The sequence below is a fragment of the Mycolicibacterium sp. XJ1819 genome (genome assembly GCF_053483675.1).
This window is the reverse complement of sequence record NZ_JBEFST010000006.1, coordinates 93,479-106,725: the sequence shown is the minus strand read 5'-3', so window position 1 is coordinate 106,725 and position 13,247 is coordinate 93,479. Positions and strand designations below refer to the sequence as shown.

The following is a 13,247-nucleotide window of genomic DNA, read 5'->3' as shown; positions in this document are numbered from 1 at the left end:
AAAACCGGCATTGTGCGGTCGTTCGCGCAGATCAGTCCGGGATCTCGACGCGCCGCAGCACGCCGTCGACCGCGTCGGCGGCCTCGATCTCGCTGCGGGTGATGCCCAGGATGAACAACACGGTGTCCAGATACGGGTGGCTCAGCGAGGCGTCGGCGACCTCGCGCAGCGCCGGCTTGGCGTTGAAGGCCACGCCCAGGCCCGCCGCGGCCAGCATGTCGATGTCGTTGGCGCCGTCGCCGACGGCGACCGTCTGCTCCATCGGCACGCCGGCCTGCTCGGCGAAGTCGCGCAGCGCCTTGGCCTTTCCAGGCCGGTCGATGACCGGGCCGATGACCCGTCCGGTCAGCTTGCCGTCGACGATCTCCAAGTTGTTGGCCGCGACGAAGTCCATCTGCAGCTCGTGGGCCAGGGGTTCGATCACCTGGCGGAAGCCGCCGGAGACGATGCCGCAGAAGTAGCCGAGGCGCCGCAGCGTGCGCAGCGTGGTGCGCGCGCCGGGGGTCAGCTGGATCTGTTCGGCGACGTCGTCGAGCACCGTGGCGGGCAAACCGGCCAGCGTCGCCACCCGGCGGTGCAGTGATTCGGCGAAGTCGAGTTCGCCGCGCATCGCGGCCTCGGTGACCTCGGCGACCGCGGCCTGCGCGCCGACCTTCTCGGCGAGCATCTCGATCACCTCGCCCTGAATCAGCGTGGAGTCGACGTCAAAGACGATGAGCCGCTTGGCGCGTCGCGACAGGCTGTAGTCCTCGAGCGCGATGTCCACGCGCTCGTCGACGGCCACCCGCGCCAGCGCCTTCTGCAGCTGCCCGTAGGCGGCGCCGCCGGACGGCACCGACACGCGGATCTCCAGCCCGGTGACCGGATAGTCCGACACTCCGCGGATGAAGTCGATGTTGACGCCGAGCTTGGCCACCTCACGAGCGACCGCGCCGAAGGCCTCGGCGGTGATCGGCCGGCCCAGCACCACGATGGTGTGCGTGGACGGCTCCTTGAGCACCGGCAGCGAATCGCTGCGCTCGATCGCGACGTCTAAGCCCACCCGGTGGATGGCGGCCGTCACCTCGTCGCGCAGCGTGGCCCCGTCGGCGACGTCCGCGGGCCCGGCGACCAGCACACCGAGCGTCAACCGGCCGCGGATCACGACCTGTTCGACGTTGAGCAACTCGACCTTGTGCCGGGACAAGATCTCGAACAGTGCCGAGGTCACGCCCGGACGGTCCGGTCCGGTGACGGTGATCAGCACCGACACCTTCGGCATGCTCACCCCCGATTGCCGGTGGTCAGCTCGATCGGTCCACGAGCTGCGATGTGTCGTGCTTGCGGCCCACGTGCGCTTCGGCGCGCATCCGGTCGACCATGTGCGGGTAGTGCAACTCGAAGGCCGGGCGCTCCGAGCGGATCCGCGGCAACTCGTAGAAGTTGTGCCGCGGCGGCGGGCAACTGGTCGCCCACTCCAGCGAGTTGCCATACCCCCACGGGTCGTCAACCGTCACCGGATCACCGTAGCGCCAGCTGCGGAACACATTCCAGGCGAACGGCAGCACCGACAGCCCCAGGATGAACGCCCCGACCGTGGAGACCACGTTGAGTTCGGTGAAACCGTCGGTGGGCAGGTAGTCGGCATAGCGCCGCGGCATGCCCTCGTTGCCCAGCCAGTGCTGCACCAGGAACGTCGTGTGGAAGCCGATGAACGTCAACCAGAAGTGCAGCTTGCCCAACCGCTCGTCGAGCATCCGGCCGGTCATCTTCGGGAACCAGAAGTAGATGCCGGCGTAGGTGGCGAACACGATCGTGCCGAACAGCACGTAGTGGAAGTGCGCGACCACGAAATAGGAGTCGGTGACGTGGAAGTCCAGCGGCGGGCTGGCCAGCAGCACGCCCGACAGGCCGCCGATCAGGAAGGTCAGCAGGAAGCCCACCGAGAACAGCATCGGTGTCTCGAAGGTCAACTGCCCCTTCCACATCGTGCCGATCCAGTTGAAGAACTTGATACCGGTCGGGACCGCGATCAAGAACGTCATGAACGCGAAGAACGGCAGAAGCACCGCACCGGTGGCGTACATGTGGTGGGCCCAGACCGCGATGGACAGCGCGGCGATGCCGATGGTGGCGTACACCAGCGTGGTGTAGCCGAAGATCGGCTTGCGGCTGAACACCGGGAAGATCTCGCTGACGATGCCGAAAAACGGCAACGCGATGATGTACACCTCGGGATGCCCGAAGAACCAGAACAGATGCTGATAGAGCAGCACGCCGCCGCTGGCCGGGTCGTACACATGCCCGCCCAGGTGGCGGTCGTAGGCCAGCGCGAGCAGTGCCGAGGTCAGCAGCGGGAAGGCGATCAGCACCAGCACCGAGGTCACCAGGATGTTCCAGGTGAACACCGGCATCCGGAACATGGTCATGCCCGGCGCGCGCATGCAGACCACCGTGGTGATCATGTTGACCCCGCCCAGGATGGTGCCCAGACCGGAGACGGCCAGGCCGACGATCCACAGGTCACCGCCGGCGCCGGGTGAGTGCAGCGCGTTGGACAGCGGCGCGTAGGCGGTCCAGCCGAAGTCGGCCGCGCCGCCCGGGGTGATGAACCCGCTGATCGCCAGGCAGGCGCCGAACAGGAACAGCCAGAACGACAGCGCGTTGAGCCGGGGGAACGCGACGTCGGGCGCGCCGATCTGCAGGGGCAGCACCAGGTTGGCGAACCCGAACACGATCGGAGTCGCGTAGAACAACAGCATCACCGTGCCGTGCATGGTGAACAACTGGTTGAACTGCTCGTTGGACAGGAACTGCAGGCCCGGCATCGTCAGCTCGGTGCGCATGAACAGCGCCATCAGCCCGCCGATGAAGAAGAAGATGAAGCAGGCGACGCAATACATCATGCCGATCAGCTTGTGATCGGTGGTGGTGATGAGCTTGTAGAAGAGGTTGCCCTTGGGCCCGAGTCGCTCCGGGAACGGACGGCGAACCTCGAGCTTTCCGATTGGGGGTGCTTCGGCTACCAACAGTCCTCCATCGTCTGGTCGGGGCATCCCCGGTTGATCAACGACCGATACTAGCCTCCCGCCGAATACCGTCTCGCGCCGGTCCTACAGAGCGTCGTATTCGCTCGCCCGACGGTCTGACCAGGCGCGAGCAGGCCGGATGTTACCGTCGGCGACGTGCTGATCAGCGGACCGCGCGCGGGTCTGACGGCGGGGTGGGCGGCGGTGGCCGCCGCCGTCACGCTCACCGTCGTCAGCGGGTGCGGCGAACTGGGCGGTGAGGTTCCCGAGACGCCCGGCCAGCCGTCGGTCGTCACCAGCACCACCAAGATCGCCAGCGCGGGGGTGCTGGGCAATCAACGCAAACCCGACGAGTCCTGCGCACCCGAGCCGGCCGCGGTGGACCCCGGTCCACCCGAGCGTGAGGTCCGCCACGCCGCGGGCGAGACGCAGGTGCGCGCCGATCCGCAGCGCATCGTGGTGCTCTCCGGTGACCAGCTCGACGCCCTGTGCGCGCTGGGCCTGCAGTCCCGGGTGGTGGCCGCCGCGCTGCCCGACGGAGCCGATGCTCAGCCGTCGTATCTGGGCCGGGTCATCCACGACGTGCCGGCGGCCGGTTCACGAACGTCACCCGACCTCGACGGGATACGGGACGCCGCGCCGGACCTGATCCTCGGTTCGGAAGCGTTGACACCGCAGGACTTCGGGCCGTTGTCGCAGATCGCACCGACGGTGTTCACCGGTGCGCCCGGAGCCGCCTGGCAGGACAACCTGCGCACGGTGGGGGCGGCGACCGGCCGTCTGGACGCGGCCGACGACCTGATCGAGGGCTTCGGGCGCGCGGCGGACAAAACCGGTGCCGACAACGACGCCACGCACTTTCAGGCCTCGGTGGTGCAGTTCACCGAATCGACCATGCGGGTGTTCGGCGCGAACAACTTCCCCGGCAGTGTGCTCGCCGCCGTAGGCGTGGATCGCCCTGCCGCACAACGTTTTACCGACAAGCCCTACGTGGAGATCGGCATCAGCGACACCGACCTGGCCGACTCGCCGGACCTGTCGGCCGCCGACGGCGACATCGTGTACGTGTCGTTCGACTCACCGGCGGCCCGAGACCACGCCCCCACCGTGCTCAACAGCGACGCATGGAAGAAGCTGTCCGCCAACCGCGACAACCGGGTGTTCGCGGTCAACAACGAGGTGTGGCAGACCGGGCAGGGCATCGTCGCGGCGCGCGGTATGCTGGCCGACCTGCAGTGGTTGAACGCCCCGATCAACTAGCCTCGGCACGTGTTTCATGTGCTCAAGTCGACCTATCTGCAACCCGCCGACGTCGTCAACCAAACGCGGCCCGCGCACCTGGACTGGCTCAAGGACGAGGTCGCCGCGGGGCGCATCGTGCTGGCCGGCCGTCAGCAGGACGAATCCGGCGCCGTGTTGGTCACCGGTGACATCAGTGTCGAAGACGCCGACGACCTCGTCGCTCGCGATCCGTACACGAAGGCCGCAGTGGCCCGCTACGAGCGGACGTCGTTCAACGGGGCGTTTCGCGCGCCCGGCCTGTGACGTGTCGCGCGCGGGTCAGAACTGGCGCACGGTTTCGGCGTTGACGAGCAACCCGTGCCCGGTGACGTCGTCGGTGAAGCGGGTCAGCAACCCCTCGTCGCGGATCGTCCAGCCCGCGACCTGGTGGCTCTGGCCGTCCTCGACGACGACGTCGTTGCCGGGCGCGCCGCCGACAGGGTCCTTGGCCCAATAGAACTGGCCGGCACCGCGCACCACCGCGACGGGAAGCCGGAAGCTGTGTTTGGCCACCGCCCACGGCGACTGCCCGAAGGGATGGCCGTCGGCGCGTTGACACACCACCATCGAGCCGCCGCCGCGCGCCACGTTGTCGGCGCTCACCGCACACCGCACCATGCCGGACTGGGTGATGACGGTCTGCCCGTCGTCGGCCGCGGCCGCAGGAGCCAGCGGTAACGCGACGCCGACCAGCAACGCCCACGAGACGACGAGTACGTGTCGAAACATGACCATCTTTCTTGCGAGACAGTGCCGTATGGCTTCGGCAGGGATATTCCCACGTTGGGCGGGGCGCGTCGCCGGTTTCCGGTGAACTGCCGTTACCCTGGCGCTGTGAGCAGCCAACGCGTTCCCGGCGGTGTGGTGCACAAGCTTCCCGCCGACCTGCGCGCGGCACTGATCGGCAACGCGACAGCGCTGGCCGCGTGGAAGGACATCACTCCCCTGGCGCGCAACGAGTTCATCTGCTGGGTCGAGGACGCCAAACAGGACGCGACCCGTCAGCGCCGCATCCGCCGGACTCAGGAGGAACTCGAGGAGGGCATGCGCCGCCCGTGCTGCTGGCCGGGGTGCAAGCACCGCGAGCGCACCGGCAAGGCGAGCTAGAAGTCCCAGTCCTCGTCCTCGGTGACGACGGCCTTGCCGATCACGTAGGACGAGCCCGAACCCGAGAAGAAGTCGTGGTTCTCGTCGGCGTTGGGCGCCAGCGCCGACAGGATCGCCGGGTTGACGTTGGTCTCGTCACCGGGGAACAACGCCTCGTAGCCGAGGTTCATCAGCGCCTTGTTGGCGTTGTAGCGCAGGAACTTCTTGACGTCCTCGGTAAGCCCGACGGTGTCGTAGAGGTCCTGGGTGTATTCCACCTCGTTGTCGTAGAGCTCGAAGAGAAGCTCGTAGGTGTAGTCCTTGAGCTCGGCCTGTTTGGCCGGTTCCACGGTGGCCAGGCCGCGCTGGTACTTGTAGCCGATGTAGTAACCGTGCACGGCCTCGTCGCGGATGATCAACCGGATCATGTCGGCGGTGTTGGTCAGCTTGGCCCGGCTGCTCCAGTACATCGGCAGGTAGAAGCCCGAGTAGAACAGGAAGCTCTCCAGCAGCGTGGAGGCCACCTTGCGCTTCAGCGGCTCGTCGCCCTTGTAGTACTGCATGACGATCTCGGCCTTGCGCTGCAGGTTCGGGTTCTCCTCGGACCAGCGGAACGCGTCGTCGATCTCGGCGGTCGCGCACAGCGTCGAGAAGATGTTGCTGTAGCTCTTGGCGTGTACCGACTCCATGAACGCGATGTTGGTCAGCACCGCCTCCTCGTGCGGGGTCAGCGCGTCGGGGATGAGGCTGACCGCGCCGACGGTGCCCTGGATGGTGTCCAGCAGCGTCAGCCCGGTGAACACCCGCATCGTCAGCTGCTTTTCCGCGTCGGTCAGCGTGTTCCAGGACGGCAGATCGTTGGACACCGGCACCTTCTCCGGCAGCCAGAAATTGCCGGTCAGGCGGTGCCACACCTCGGCGTCTTTTTCGTCCTGTACCCGGTTCCAGTTGATTGCCGAAACGCGGTCGATCAGCTTGATTCCCTCGGACACCAGTACCTCGTTTCGCCGCAGAAATGGGTCGGTCAGCCGGCGCTTTCGACACTACCCCTGGTGTACCGCATCGACGACCACCGCGACATCTTGTGTTTTCGCGTGTCGCGACGTGCGTTCCGTCCTCAGGAGTTCGCCGGCGTGTCCGCGGTCGCCGCGCCGGGCCGCTGCGCCCGCTGAGCACCAAAGAATTCGTACTCCGAGGCGTCGAATCGGCGGGTCGCCAGCCAGTACTGCCAGGTCATCCCGCTCCACAGGGTGCGGTTCACGCCGTGCTCGTCGAGATACCAGCTCCGGCACCCCCCGGTGCTCCACACCGTGCCCGCCAACTCCTGCTGCAGCCGCTCGTTGTAGGCGTCCTGGGCCGCGCGCGTCGGCGCCAGCGCCTGCACTCCCCTCTTGGCCGTCGCGGCGATGGCCTGGGCGGCGTAGCGGATCTGCGACTCGATCATGAATACCACCGAGTTGTGGCCCAGCGCGGTGTTCGGGCCGAGCAAAAAGAACAGGTTGGGCATGTCGGCGATCGTGATGCCGCGCAACGCGGCGATGCCTTCGCGGTTCCACCGGTCCACCAGGTCCTCGCCGCTACGGCCCTTGATGTCGACGTAGGTGTAGGAGTCGGTGACGTGAAAACCCGTCGCGCACACCACGACATCGACTTCGCGCTCAGTGCCGTCGGCCGCGACGATGCCCGAGCGGGTGAACCGGGCGATGCCGTCGGTGATGACCTCGGTCTTCGGATCGGCGATGCCGACGTAATAGGTGTCGGAGTTGAGGATGCGCTTACAGCCGGCCCGGTAGTCCGGCGTCAGCTTCTTGCGCAACTCCGGATCCTTGATCGAGCGCCGAATGTTCCACTTGCCCATCAGCTCACCGATTTTGAGCAACCGTGGCTGTTTGGTCATCGCGAAGCCGACGGCCTCGTGAATCCAGTAGATCCCCGCGCGCATCGCCGCGCGGGTGCCCGGGACGTAGGTGAACATCGCGCGCATCCACGGCGGGATCGGATTGTTGGGTCTCGGCATCACCCACGCCGGCGTGCGTTGGTAGAGATGCAGGGCACCAACATCTTTGACGATCTCGGGGACGATCTGGATGGCGCTGGCCCCGGTTCCGATCACCGCGACACGTTTGCCGGTCAGATCCACGCTGTGGTCCCACTGCGCGGAGTGAAACACCTTGCCCTGGTAGTCCTCCAGCCCGTCGAACTCAGGAATCAACGGAATGTGCAGACCCCCCGCCCCCGAGATCAGGAACTGTGCGACGAATGCGCGACCGTCCTTTGTGAAGACGTGCCAACGCATTTCGTCGTCGTCCCAGTGCGCGCGGTCGACGTGGGAGTGGAACTGGATGTAGCGGCGCAGCCCGTACTTGTCGGTCACACCCTGCAGGTAATCCTGGATCTCCGGCTGAAACGACCACATGTGGGTCCAGTCGGGTTTGGGCTCGAAGGAGAACGAGTACATGTGCGACGGGATGTCGCAGGCGCAGCCGGGATAGGTGTTGTCGCGCCAGGTGCCGCCGATGTCGTCGGCCTTCTCCAGGATCAGGAACTCGACATTCTGCTGCTGCAGCGCGATGGCCATCCCCAGGCCGGAGAACCCCGATCCGATGATGAGCGCGCGGGTGTGCACGGGTTTGGCGGCGGTGTGCTGCACCGTCGGCTCGGCCACCGTCATCGATCCACCCCTTTCCTGGGAACGCCGGTACCGGGTACCGGCGGAATTCCAGTCTCCGGACCGCGACCGCGGGTGTCAACGTGGGTCAGGCGACCGGTTTCTCCCGGCGCACCGCGGTGTGGATCGGCCCGTCGGCGTCGATCTTGACGCCCAGCAGTTCGGCGGTCCCGTTGATGGCGCCCATCATGATCGTCGTCATGTGCGCGACGAACTGATCGGCGGGCATGCGGCGCGGGCTCTGTTCGTCGGCGCCCAGCCACCAGTCGGTCGCCGACGCCGCGGTCCCGAAGATCGCGAACGCCGCCAACTCGAACGCGGCCGGGTCCAGCGCCATGTCCTCCAGCTCGCCGCTGATCATGTCGGCGACCGCGAGGGTGATCTCGCTGCCCTTGTTGACCGTGGTCATCGCGGCCGCGGACTGGTCGGCGAACCGGCCCTGCAGCAGGAAACGCACCACGTTGGGATGCTCGTCGACCAATTCCACGTAGTGCGCGACACCGCGGCCGACGATCTGGCGTGCGGAATCGGTCTCGACGTTGATCGACGGAATGATGGCCGCCCACAACATATCCCGCATCCGCTGGCCGATCTCGGCGAACATGTCGGACTTGTCGGTGAAGTGTCGGTAGATCTTGGGCTTGGCGGTGCCGGCCTCTTCGGCGATCTCGCGCACGCTCACGTTGGGGCCCAGTCGGTCGATCGCACGGAAGGCGGCGTCGACGATCTCCGCGCGCACTTTCTTGCGGTGTTCGCGCCAGCGTTCGCTGCGGGCGTCGACCTTGACACCCTGCTGGCCGCCGGGCCGCGGCTTGGACGATCGTCGCACCCGATCACTGTACCGCTCGACCGCTGTTGACCTGCTCAGACCACGCGGCCAGGCGATGATCCGCGGCGCTGGCCTGGGCCGTTTGGTCGACAGGAAACAGCGCTTTTACGCGGGTAATATCGCGACGACAGCCGTTCGACGAGACGAGATTCATGACGCAGCGATACGACCTGGTCATTGCCGGGGGCGGGCCTTCGGGTTCGGCCGCCGCGTGGCAGGCCGCGCAGACCGGCGCGAAGGTGGTGGTGCTGGACAAGGCCGAGTTTCCGCGGGACAAACCCTGTGGCGACGGCCTGACGGCGCGCGCGGTCAGCTATCTGCAGAAGATGGGGCTGACCAACGAGGTCGCGAAGTTCCATCAGGTCAATCGCGTCACGGTGTTCAGCCCCACCCAGTGGGAGCTGTCGTTTCCGCGGCGGCCCGGCATGCCCGACCACGGCCACACGGTCAGCCGCACCGAACTCGATGCGCTGCTGCTCAAACACGCCGAATCCGCCGGTGCGGAGGTGCGCCAGTCCGCCGAGGTGACGGCACCCGAGCTCGACGCCCGGGGTCGGGTGACCGGGGTGAGGCTCAAGAGCGGCGAGAAGGTGTTCGGCGACGCGGTGATCGCGGCCGACGGCGCCTACTCGCCGATCAAGCGGGCCTTGAAGATCGACTCGCAGTACAACGGCTACTCGGCGATCGCGATCCGCTCGGAGATGGATGCCAACCGGGCCGACTCCGACAGCCTCGACATCTACCTCAAACTCGTGTTCCAGGGCGACCAATTGCCCGGCTACGGCTGGGTGTTCCCGATGGGCAGCGGCCGTTTCAACATCGGCCTGGGCTATGTGAACAGCTACAAGAACTGGCAGTCGATCAACGCCACCCAGTTCCTGGGCGAATTCCTGCGCACCTTGCCGCCCGAGTGGGAACTGCCGCCCATCGAGGAACTCAAGAAGAACAAGAGCGTGCGCGCGTGGCGGCTGCCGATGGGCTTCACCGCGTGGCCGCCGTGGCGCCCGGGCGTGCTGTTCGCCGGTGACTCGCTTGGTGCGGGCAAGCCGGCCTCGGGTGCGGGCATCTCCAAGGCGCTGGAATCGGGCCTGGCCGCAGGTGAATGCGCGATCGCGGCGCTGACCAACGGTGGACCCGACGATTTCACCAACTACGCCCAACGCATGGAGGCGGCCTGGGGCCGGGAGTACCGCCGCGGCCGCTACTTCCACAAACTGCTCGGATATCCGCGTTTCGCCAACGCCGGCATCAAGTTGATCGACAACGCCCACTTCCGCGACCGCATGCTCAAGGCGCTCTACAAAAAGGCGCAGGGCCCACAGCACACCTACTGAGCCGTGCCCGCGCCACAGCTAGGGGCGGTGACGTTGCTGAAGCGACCCGACCAATCGACGCCGCGCCCCGGCGGCTGGTGTGTCGACGTCCCGGGGCACGCCGGCGACGTGCGTTGCCTGCCCGCCTGACCGTCCGGTGCGCGAGGACCAGACCGCGAGAACTTGCTCATGCAATGACCTGGGGGCGCCGCGATGGGTGACGCGAAACGTCTGACAGGGAACGTCTGTGCTGACCACCCCACGGTTCGGGCCGAAGAAATGTTTGCTGAAAATCCATTTAAATGACGTATTTCTTTGGTGGCGGTGGATATCTCAGCTCGCCGATTCTCGGCTACGCAACCCTCGATCACAATGGCCACTGGCGAACAACTAGTTAACTGTCTTGCCAGCACTCCATAGCACCGTAGTACGCCGATTATCTTTGCGGAATCACGGACCAGCAACAGATAGGGCGAGGTAGACGGCTATCTACCGATTTGCAGAAGAGGCCAATATTTACACATCAGATATTTATTGGAGCAAGATAGCAAAGTAGAAAATCACTCTTCGATGCCGCTATACCCGGCACAGATAATTCGGCCAAAATCACAAAAATCCTTGCGCGTGCCATCGGCTTCTTCGACCGTTAGTCGGCATTTGTACTTAGCGCTGGGTTGCCGGAAGCGATTTCACTGGAGTGGTCGATGACTGATGCAAAGCGGGCAACGCGCGCCGGCGCGCTGGCCTTCGCGGTGGGTTTGGGGATAGCTGTAGCGACCGGGCCCGCGGTGGCTTCGGCCGAGGTGTCGGATTCCGACGGGTCGTCACCGTCGAGTGACACGTCAAGCGGCACACTGTCGTCGACGTCGGATGCGGAGTCATCTGAATCGACGTCACCCGCCGCCGCTGATTCGCTGGAAGCCGGCGACGTGGAGTCTGACGCCGAAACCACCGAAACGGCGGCGGACGATCTTGCCGACGACGACGATTCGCCCAAGACCGGTGAGGCAAGCCCGGAGGCAGACGAGCTGCCCGATACCGAGGAACCCGCCGCCGCCGACTCCGGCGACGACCGCTCCGGCGCTGTGGAGCCGACTTCGAAAACCGCTTCCGACAAGACTCGGGCCGTCCACCTTCCCGAGTCGACCGCGACGACGACATCCGACACCGAACCGGCGCTCACGCTGGACACCGGCCTCGCCGACGACATCGACGACGGTGTCGAGGTCACCGTCGAACAGACGCCGCAGGAAGTGAGCACGACCGATCTCGCCGAACTGGCCGAGGTCGAGGCGACGGAGCTTGGGACGCAGGCCACGACGACGTTGAGCCAGACCGCATCTGCGCCCGTCCCGGTGGGCCGGGCGGTGTTCACCGCCGTGGCCGATATCGCGGTGGGCGTGGCGACAGCGCTGTTGTCGCCGTTCCTGAGCACCGGGCCGAACGCGCCGTCCGGCCCATTCGGCTCGCTGTTGGAACTGATCTACGTCGCACGAAGCCGATTGCAGTCCGGCGTCGTCAACAGTTCGCCCATCGTGGAACCGGTGCAGATCGCCCAGACCGGCGAACAGGTGACGGGCACGCTCAACGCCTTCGACGCGGATTTCGATCATCTGGTTTACACGGTGACCGAGGCGCCGACGCAGGGCACGGTCGTCATCCACGACGACGGCACCTTCACCTACACGCCCGATGACGCGCTCAGCGCGGCCGGCGGGGTGGATACCTTCGAGATCACTGCCACCGAGGCCGATCGGTACCACTTGCACGGACTGCGCGGCGTGCTGACCCTCGGCGGGCTGCTCAGCGGGGCACTCGGCCTACCGGACGCACACAGCGCCAGTTCCACAGTGGCGGTGGCGGTGTCGGCGACCGACGGCACCGGAACCATCATCGTGGGCGCCCATCCGCAGGGCGTGGCGCTGAACGACGACGGTACCGTGGCCTATGTCAGCAACTCCGGCGACAACACCGTGTCAGTGGTCGACCTGGCCACCAACACGGTGATCGCCACCATCGAGGAGGTCGGCAACTACCCGACCGGGATCGTCGTCGGCGCCGGAAATGTCTACGTGGCCAACATGTTCGACGACACGGTATCGGTGATCGACACCGACACCAACACCGTGACCGCCACCATCGGCGTGGGCGACACCCCTCAGGGCATCTCACTGAACGCCGACGGCACACGGCTTTATGTCGCCAACACCAGCGGCAACACGGTGTCGGTGATCGACACCGCGACCAATACCGTGGCCGCGACGGTTGCGGTAGGCGCCATGCCACAACAGGTTGCGGTGAGCGCCGACGGGTCTCGCGCGTATGTCACCAACTTCGACGACGGCACCGTGTCGGTCATCGACACCGCCACCGACGCAGTGGTCGCCTCCATCGCGGTCGGGGATACCCCGCAGGCGGTAGCGGTCAGCCCCGACGGCGCCAGGCTCTACGTGACCGGCTACGACCGCGGCACCGTATCGGTCATCGACACCGCGAGCAACGCCGTCGTCGACGCCATCAACGTAGGTCTGTACCCGGATGCGATCGCGGTCAGCCCCGACGGCACCCGTGCCTATGTCACCAACGAGCAGACGGGTTCCGTGTCGGTGATCGACCTCGCGACCAACGCCGTCGTCGGTGCGATTCCGCTCGGCGACACTGGGTCAGCCATCGCGGTCGGCCCCGACGGCACCCGGGTGTACGTGCCCAACTTCGACGCCGGCACACTCACCGTCACCGCCGTCGACCTCGGTGCCAGGCCACCTACCCACAGCCTCGAACGCTCCGGTCTCGAGGCCGGCGACGTCAACACCTTCTGGGTGCACAACCTGACCGACCAACCCATCCGGTTCGACGGGTACCAGTCCTCATCGGGCCTGCTGAACGGCCCGCCCCAGGGCATGGTGCTGGCACCTGGCCAATCGGTCGGCATGACACTGCAATTGGGTAATGCCATCGCCGACTTCGACCGGCAATCCCGGCGATGCCGACTACGCCCGATTCCACGTCGTTTTCGTCAACGAAGGCCTGACATTTTCCAGGTGTAACGGAAGCGGCGGGTC

12 protein-coding genes are annotated in these 13,247 nt (G+C 66.2%); 5 read left to right on the top strand and 7 right to left on the bottom strand.

What is annotated here, in order from left to right:
* Positions 1-31 precede the first annotated feature (31 nt).
* A complete protein-coding gene (gene serB, locus ABQE89_RS08185) occupies positions 32-1,261 on the bottom strand; it encodes a phosphoserine phosphatase SerB (RefSeq protein ID WP_448415936.1) in 1,230 nt (409 codons plus the stop codon).
* 22 nt (positions 1,262-1,283) lie between these two features.
* Positions 1,284-3,008 carry an aa3-type cytochrome oxidase subunit I gene (gene ctaD / locus ABQE89_RS08180; protein ID WP_448415803.1) on the bottom strand — a complete coding sequence of 575 codons (1,725 nt, stop codon included), beginning with the start codon at positions 3,006-3,008 and terminating at the stop codon, positions 1,284-1,286.
* 156 nt (positions 3,009-3,164) lie between these two features.
* Here ctaD and ABQE89_RS08175 point away from each other — a divergent pair, with 156 nt between their 5' ends.
* Entirely contained in the window at positions 3,165-4,268 is a 1,104-nt protein-coding gene (locus ABQE89_RS08175) for an iron-siderophore ABC transporter substrate-binding protein (RefSeq protein WP_448415802.1), read from the top strand.
* 9 nt (positions 4,269-4,277) lie between these two features.
* The gene (locus ABQE89_RS08170; protein ID WP_448415801.1) at positions 4,278-4,553 is read left to right on the top strand and encodes a YciI family protein; all 276 of its coding nucleotides are present in this window, start codon (positions 4,278-4,280) and stop codon (positions 4,551-4,553) included.
* A 15-nt stretch (positions 4,554-4,568) separates the two neighbouring features.
* Here the strand turns inward: ABQE89_RS08170 and ABQE89_RS08165 are convergent, their stop codons facing one another.
* The gene (locus tag ABQE89_RS08165) at positions 4,569-5,018 is read right to left on the bottom strand and encodes a hypothetical protein (RefSeq protein ID WP_448415800.1); all 450 of its coding nucleotides are present in this window, start codon (positions 5,016-5,018) and stop codon (positions 4,569-4,571) included.
* A 105-nt stretch (positions 5,019-5,123) separates the two neighbouring features.
* Between ABQE89_RS08165 and ABQE89_RS08160 the strand changes: the two genes are divergently transcribed.
* Positions 5,124-5,396 carry a YdeI/OmpD-associated family protein gene (locus ABQE89_RS08160; RefSeq protein WP_448415799.1) on the top strand — a complete coding sequence of 91 codons (273 nt, stop codon included), beginning with the start codon at positions 5,124-5,126 and terminating at the stop codon, positions 5,394-5,396.
* On the opposite strand, the gene nrdF is transcribed toward ABQE89_RS08160, so the two are convergent.
* The 4 genes from nrdF to ABQE89_RS08140 form a co-directional block, all read right to left on the bottom strand.
* Positions 5,393-6,367, bottom strand: a complete 975-nt coding sequence (gene nrdF, locus ABQE89_RS08155) for a class 1b ribonucleoside-diphosphate reductase subunit beta (protein WP_448415798.1) — start codon at positions 6,365-6,367, stop codon at positions 5,393-5,395. The two genes, ABQE89_RS08160 and nrdF, sit on opposite strands and share 4 nt — an antisense overlap.
* A gap of 125 nt (positions 6,368-6,492) precedes the next feature.
* Positions 6,493-8,046 (bottom strand): flavin-containing monooxygenase, encoded by a 1,554-nt coding sequence (locus ABQE89_RS08150; protein ID WP_448415797.1) that lies wholly within the window; start codon positions 8,044-8,046, stop codon positions 6,493-6,495.
* 85 nt (positions 8,047-8,131) lie between these two features.
* A complete protein-coding gene (locus ABQE89_RS08145) occupies positions 8,132-8,872 on the bottom strand; it encodes a TetR/AcrR family transcriptional regulator (protein ID WP_448415796.1) in 741 nt (246 codons plus the stop codon).
* A gap of 4 nt (positions 8,873-8,876) precedes the next feature.
* Positions 8,877-9,026, bottom strand: coding sequence for a hypothetical protein (locus tag ABQE89_RS08140; protein ID WP_448415795.1), 150 nt, complete (start codon positions 9,024-9,026; stop codon positions 8,877-8,879).
* On the opposite strand from ABQE89_RS08140, the gene ABQE89_RS08135 reads away from it, so the two are divergent.
* A complete protein-coding gene (locus ABQE89_RS08135; protein ID WP_448415794.1) occupies positions 9,025-10,206 on the top strand; it encodes an NAD(P)/FAD-dependent oxidoreductase in 1,182 nt (393 codons plus the stop codon). The two genes, ABQE89_RS08140 and ABQE89_RS08135, sit on opposite strands and share 2 nt — an antisense overlap.
* 683 nt (positions 10,207-10,889) lie before the next feature.
* On the top strand, positions 10,890-13,232 hold the full coding sequence (locus ABQE89_RS08130; RefSeq protein ID WP_448415793.1) for a YVTN family beta-propeller repeat protein: 2,343 nt from the start codon (positions 10,890-10,892) through the stop codon (positions 13,230-13,232).
* Positions 13,233-13,247 lie beyond the last annotated feature (15 nt).